The sequence below is a fragment of the Lysobacter antibioticus HS124 genome, from assembly GCF_000336385.2.
GTDB classification, from domain to species: domain Bacteria; phylum Pseudomonadota; class Gammaproteobacteria; order Xanthomonadales; family Xanthomonadaceae; genus Lysobacter; species Lysobacter firmicutimachus.
The window spans coordinates 1-4,649 of record NZ_HG424553.1 but is presented as its reverse complement, the minus strand read 5'-3'; the positions used below and the strand labels follow the sequence as shown (position 1 = coordinate 4,649).

The following is a 4,649-nucleotide window of genomic DNA, read 5'->3' as shown; positions in this document are numbered from 1 at the left end:
GGCGCCGCCGCGGCCGGGGCCGCGCGCTCGCTGGCCGCGGCCCGCTGCGCCGCGGCGCGTTGCTCGCTGGCGCGCTGTTCGGCGGCGCGTTGCTCGGCCGCACGCTGCTCGGCTTCGCGCTGCGTCGCCGCCTGGCGCTCGGCGGCCTGCTGGGTCGCCAGTTGCTGGGCGGCCTGCTGCTGTTGCTGTTGCTGCTGCTGCTGACGCTGCTTCTCGAGCTCGGCCTGCTTCTTGGCCTGCTCTTCGGCGGTCAGCTTTTCCTGCTCGGCGCGCTTGGCCTGGGCGTCCTGGGCGGCGCCGACGCTGGCCTTGAGCCGGGCCAGGGCCGGGTGCTGCGGATCGGCGCGTTCGATCAGCGCCGACAGACGCTGGGCTTCGCTGAAGTCTTCCCGGCCCACGCTCTGTTCGGTCGCGATGACCGTCATCGGCAGCAGGTCGGTCAGGGCGCTGGACGCCGCCGCGTCGGCCGGAGCCTTCTCGCGCAGGGCCAGGTAGTACTCGACCGCGTTGTCTTCGGCCGGGGCGTACAGGCGGTTTTCGACATAAGCCTTGCGCGCGGCTTCGCGCAACTGATCCACCGACATGGCCGAAACCTTGGCCGAGACGGCGGTCTGCGCAGTCACCGCCGGAGCGGTGGCCGCGGCCGTGGGCGCCGCGTCCGTGGCGGGTGCGGCGTCTTCCTTCTTTCCGCAGGCCGCCAGCGCGCATCCGAGCGCGAGCACGACGGACACCTGCTTTACAGCGGACAGCCGGCTGTATTGCCGGTCATTGTTGGCGACGATCATTGATTAAAAACTCCCCTGAAGTACGCGAGACCCGTCCGATACGGGGCCGGGCGCACGCCCGATAGGACGCGCTAGCGCGCCGCGTTTGTCAAGCGTTCAGGTTGGCGAGGTCCCCGCGATAGGCGTCAGATGCCGAGTGTGCCACCCATCGCGGCTGCCACCGATACCGGGTGTGTCGGTTCGCCCGTTGGGACGCGACCGGGCGCTCAGTTCGACGTTGGCGCGGGCAACGGCATGAAAACGGCCGGGGCGCCGCCGCTCGGCTGGGTGCGACCGGCCCGCCGGGCCGGTCCCGTCGCAGGCAGCCGGCCGCGCGGGCGACCCGCCAGAATCCGCAAAGCGGGCGCGGGTCCGGCCGCGCCGCGCCGGCGGCAGCGGGGGGCCCGTCCGGTCCCGGCCCCGTCCGACGTCCTTTCGACCTGGGTCCACTAGAATCGAACCCATCACAGACGAGCCCATCCATCGCAGGCGGGCCGATCACCACGGGCAGGGAGCGGAACATGAGCATTCTGGGTTTCATCAAGGGCGAGCTGCTGGAAATCATCGAGTGGACCGATGACTCGCGCGACACCCTGTCGTACCGCTTTCCCGACGACGACAAAGAGATCAAGAACGGCGCCCAGCTGATCGTGCGCGAGTCGCAGCAGGTCCAGTTCGTCGCCGCCGGCCAGTACGCCGATCTGTTCGGCCCGGGCAAGCACACGCTCAAGACCGAGAACATCCCGATCCTGTCCACCATCCTGGGCTGGAAGTACGGCTTCAACTCGCCGTTCAAGTGCGACGTCTACTACCTCAACACGCGCCTGTTCACCGGCAACAAGTGGGGCACGTCCAACCCGGTGATGATGCGCGACGCCGACTTCGGCGTGGTCCGCCTGCGCGCCTTCGGCACCTACGATTTCCGCATCGTCGACCCGCCCAAGTTCCTCAAGGAAGTGGCCGGCACCGACCAGAATTTCCGCCTCGACGAATTCGCCGACACCATGCGCTCGCGCATCGTCAGCGTGTTCACCGACGCCCTGGCCACGGCCAAGGTGCCGGCACTGGACGTGGCCTCGCGCTATGGCGAACTCGGCGAAGCGCTGCTGCCGCTGATCAACCCGGCGATGACCGCCAAGTACGGCATCGAGATCACCGGCTTCGTGCTGGAGAACGTGTCGGTGCCGCCGGAAGTGGAGAAGGCGATCGACGCGCGCTCGAGCATGAGCGCGGTCGGCAACCTCAACGACTACGTCAAGTTCCAGATGGGCAGCGCGATGGGCCAGGGCGGCGACGCCGCCGCGGCCGCCGCGGTGCCGGCGCAGATGGCGGTCGGCTTCGGCATCGCCCAGGAAATGATGCGCAGCATGCAGAACGCCCAGCCCGCTGCGCCGGCGGCCGGCGCTGCCGCCGCGGCCGGCGCCGGCGCGCTGGAGGTGCTGACCCCGGAGCAGGCCGCCGCGACCCTGGGCGTGTCGGTCGAGGACGTGATGGCGGCGATCGCCGCCGGCGACCTCAAGGCGCGCAAGATCGGCTCCGCCACCCGCATCGCCAAGTCCGCACTCGAAGAATTCCTGCGCGGCTGATGGACAACGCCACCGTCGGCAAACATCCCTGCCCGGAGTGCGGCGGGGATTTGCAATGGAATGCGTCCAAGCAGGCGCTGGCCTGCCCGTACTGCGGCACCGTGGTGCCGTGGTCGCCGGCGCAGGAAGCGCAGGGCACGGCCGTGGTCGAACTCGACCTGGCCCGGGCCTTGGCCGAGCACCCCAGCGAGCAGCGCGGCTACGGCGGCGACGCCGAGCGGCGCGAAGTGCAGTGCCGCAGCTGCAAGGCGATCTCGGTGTTCGTCGACGGCAAGGTCGCGCAGCGCTGCGAGTTCTGCGGCTCGCCCTCGATCATCGCCCACGAATCCCTCGGCGACGCGATCACTCCGCAGAGCGTGCTACCGTTCAAGTTCAGCGACGGCCAGGTGCGCGACGCGATCCGCAAGTGGTACGGCACGCGCTGGTTCGCGCCGAACCGGCTCAAGACCGCGGCGCTGACCGACACCCTCAAGGGCGTGTACCTGCCGTACTGGACCTTCGACGCCCACGTCGCCGCGCGCTGGCGCGCCGAGGCCGGCTACTACTACTACGAGACCGAGAGCTACATCGAGAACGGCCAGCGCCGCACGCGCGAAGTGCGCAGGGTGCGCTGGGAACCGGCCTCGGGCGCGCTGCAGCATTTCTTCGACGACGAGCTGGTGCCGGGCACGGTCGGCGTGCATGCCGGCCTGCTGGAACAGATCGGCCAGTTCCCGACCACCACCGACCTCAAGGCCTACTCGCCGGAATTCGTGCGCGGCTGGCTGGTCGAGCGTTACCAGGTCGATCTGCGCCGCGCCTCCGAACTCAACACCGAATCGATGCAGCAACAGACCCGGCAGCTGTGCGCCAACGACGTGCCCGGCGACACCCACCGCAACCTGCAGGTCCAGGCCGACTACAGCGGCCGCACCTTCAAGCACATCCTGGTGCCGGTGTGGCTGGTCAGCTACACCTACGGCTCGCGCAATTTCCAGGTCCTGGCCAACGGCTACACCGGCCAGATCGCCGGCGAGCGGCCCTACAGCTGGGTCAAGATCTTCTTCGCGGCACTGGCCGCGCTGATCGTCGCCGTGATCGTGTTCGGGCTGTTCGGCGGACAGCGCTGAGTTCGCCGGCCGCGCGTGCCCCTGCAGGAACGGCGTGAGCCGTGACAAGGGACGCGCAGCAACGACACCCCGCTCGTCCGTCCATGATCCAAGCCGCGCCCCGGCACCGGGCTGGCAGCGGCGCAAGCCCCCTCGACGGCGACAGTTATTGATTTCAAATCAAGAGTAATTCGCCGATCAGGCTGTTTTTCGCCAAAGTCGGTTCGCCGACACTGCGCATTCCCATCCGGCAGACCCTCCGCCCGATCATCCCGTCCACCGAGGCCGTCGCCGCCGGTAGCGCCGGGCTCATCGTCGGCTACCCGTCTTCCCCCGTTTCCATCGCAAGAGGTTTCCCCATGAAGATCCCCGCCTTCGGCCTCGGCACCTACCGCCTCAAGGGCCAGACCGCGATCGACTCGGTCCGCACCGGCCTGGAACTCGGCTATCGCCACATCGACACCGCGCAGATCTACGGCAACGAAGCCGAGGTCGGCCAGGCCATCGCCGACAGCGGCGTGGCCCGCGACACGCTGTTCCTGACCACCAAGATCTGGACCGAAAACCTGTCGCGCGAGCGGCTGATCCCGAGCCTGCGCGACAGCCTGGCCAAGCTGCGCACCGACCGCGTCGACCTGACCCTGATCCACTGGCCCTCGCCAGGCGGCGCGGTGCCGGTGGCCGAGTCCCTGCAGGCCCTGGCCGAGGCCCAGGACGCCGGCCTGACCGGGGCGATCGGCGTGTCCAACTTCAACATCGCCCTGTTGCGCGAAGCCTTCGATGCGGTCGGCGCGCCGCGCATCGCCACCAACCAGGTCGAACTGCACCCGTATCTGCAGAACCGCGCCCTGGCCGCCTTCGCCCGCGAACACGGGCTGCAGCTGACCTCGTACATGACTCTGGCCTACGGCAAAGTCCTCGCCGACCCCGTGTTGAGCGAAATCGCCGCACGCCACGACGCCACTGTCGCCCAGGTCGCGCTGGCCTGGGCGATGCAGCAAGGCCATGCGGTGATCCCCTCCTCGACCCGCCGCGAGAACCTCGCTGGCAACCTGCGTGCGCAGAACCTGCGCCTGAGCGAAGACGACATGGCCCGCATCGCGGCACTGGACCGCGGCGAGCGATTGGTCGACCCGGAAGGATTGGCGCCGAAGTGGGATTGAGCAGCGACGCCCCGCCGTTGCCGTTGCCGTTGCCGTTGCCGTTGCCGT

At 69.1% G+C, this 4,649-nt stretch carries 4 protein-coding genes and 1 pseudogene; 4 read left to right on the top strand and 1 reads right to left on the bottom strand.

Annotated elements, in window-relative coordinates:
• Nucleotides 1-584: pseudogene (locus TX83_RS18035) on the bottom strand (energy transducer TonB); the annotation flags it as partial.
• On the opposite strand from TX83_RS18035, the gene TX83_RS22935 reads away from it, so the two are divergent.
• From TX83_RS22935 to dkgB, 4 genes are all read left to right on the top strand, one after another.
• Nucleotides 583-792: a hypothetical protein gene (locus tag TX83_RS22935; RefSeq protein WP_141233561.1), complete on the top strand. Its 210-nt coding sequence runs from the start codon at nt 583-585 to the stop codon at nt 790-792. The pseudogene TX83_RS18035 and the gene TX83_RS22935 overlap by 2 nt on opposite strands.
• A 493-nt stretch (nt 793-1,285) precedes the next feature.
• Nucleotides 1,286-2,350 carry an SPFH and helix-turn-helix domain-containing protein gene (locus TX83_RS18030; protein ID WP_064749371.1) on the top strand — a complete coding sequence of 355 codons (1,065 nt, stop codon included), beginning with the start codon at nt 1,286-1,288 and terminating at the stop codon, nt 2,348-2,350.
• On the top strand, nt 2,350-3,459 hold the full coding sequence (locus tag TX83_RS18025) for a zinc ribbon domain-containing protein (protein ID WP_064749370.1): 1,110 nt from the start codon (nt 2,350-2,352) through the stop codon (nt 3,457-3,459). Before TX83_RS18030 ends, TX83_RS18025 begins: the two co-directional genes overlap by 1 nt.
• 338 nt (nt 3,460-3,797) lie before the next feature.
• Nucleotides 3,798-4,601, top strand: a complete 804-nt coding sequence (gene dkgB / locus TX83_RS18020; protein WP_064749369.1) for a 2,5-didehydrogluconate reductase DkgB — start codon at nt 3,798-3,800, stop codon at nt 4,599-4,601.
• The last annotated feature ends 48 nt before the right edge of the window (nt 4,602-4,649 follow it).